Genomic DNA, 1,455 nt, shown 5'->3' with positions numbered 1-1,455 from the left:
CCCGTTACCTTTTTCGTGGGTACCGCGATCGGGCCCACGGTCGCCAGGCTCGGTATGACTTCTTGCCCCTGTCTTTCTCATGATCCGGGGGGTGGTGTCGCCGGGCTCTGGTGGCGTCAACGGACCGCTGATGGGGACAGGGCCGAGGGTAGGTCTCTTCGTAACGTGGGTGCCGGGCGTTGACGCCAGATCGGCGGCCGTCCGACCGAGCGTTTCGATGCGATGAGGACCGAGCAAGGTGACACACCCCTATGCCGTGTTCTGCGGCGTTGACGTGGGAAAAGGCGAACACCACGCGGTCGGGCTCGACCCGAACGGGAAACGGTTGTTCGACAAGGCATTGCCCAATGACGAGTCGCGGTTGCGGGCGGTGTTCGACAAGCTCGCCGCTCACGGCCGGTTGTTGATCGTGGTCGATCAACCCAACACGATCGGCGCCCTGCCGGTGACCGTCGCCCGCGCCTGCGGCCACGATGTCGCCTATCTGCCCGGGCTGGCGATGCGCCGCATCGCCGACCTTTACCCAGGTCAGGCCAAGACCGATGCCCGCGACGCCCACATCATCGCCGACGCCGCCCGCACCATGCCGCACACGCTGCGCCGAGTCGATATCGGTGACGAGACCCTCACCGAACTCGGTGTTCTGGCCGGATTCGACGACGACCTCGCCGGTGAAGCGACCCGCACCAGCAACCGCATCCGCGGCCTGCTCACCGGCATCCACCCCGCTCTCGAACGCGTCCTCGGACCCCGCATCGCCCATCCAGCGGTGCTGGAGATTCTGTCGCGCTGCGGCGGTCCGGAAGGAATCCGGGCCGCTGGTCGGCGCAAACTCACCGCCATCGCCACCAAACACGCCCCACGCATGGGCGCCCGGCTCGTCGATGAAATCCTGGCCGCGTTGCCCGCGCAAACCGTCACCGTTCCCGGCACCAAAGCCGCTGAAACAGTGCTCCCGAAACTGGCAGATTCGTTGAAAGTAGTTCTGCTGCAACGCAAGCAGATCGCCGAGGACATCGAGGAGATGTTCGCCGACCACCCTCTTGCCGAGGTCCTGACCTCGATGCCCGGCATCGGAGTCAGGACCGGCACCCGCATCCTGCTCGAAGTCGGTGACGCCACGGCGTTCGCCTCGGCCGGCCACCTCGCCTCCTACGCCGGCATCGCCCCGATCACCCACCGCTCCGGCAGCTCCATCCGCGGTGAACACCCCGCCCGCTCCGGCAACCACAAACTCAAACGAGCGCTGTTCCTGTCCGCATTCGCCGCCCTGCACGACCCGGCCAGCCGCGCCTACTACGACAAAAAGAGAGCCGAAGGCAAGAAACACAACGCCGCCCTCATCTGCCTGGCGCGACGACGCTGCGACGTCCTGTTCGCCATGCTCCGCAACAAACAGCCCTACCGGACACCCGCAACCTCAGCAGCTTGACGAACACGATAGGGACACCCCCC

General features: G+C 66.1%; 1 protein-coding gene. It reads left to right on the top strand.

Annotated features, from left to right (window positions below; all coding sequences use genetic code 11):
* The first annotated feature begins 238 nt into the window (after positions 1–238).
* Complete coding sequence (locus ACGF7Y_RS36455) at positions 239–1,432, top strand: IS110 family transposase (protein ID WP_274753104.1); 1,194 nt, start codon at positions 239–241, stop codon at positions 1,430–1,432.
* Positions 1,433–1,455: the final 23 nt, after the last annotated feature.

Source organism: Nocardia sp. NPDC047654, from assembly GCF_043205035.1.
Lineage (GTDB): Bacteria > Actinomycetota > Actinomycetes > Mycobacteriales > Mycobacteriaceae > Nocardia.
This window is presented reverse-complemented; position numbering and strand designations above follow the sequence as displayed.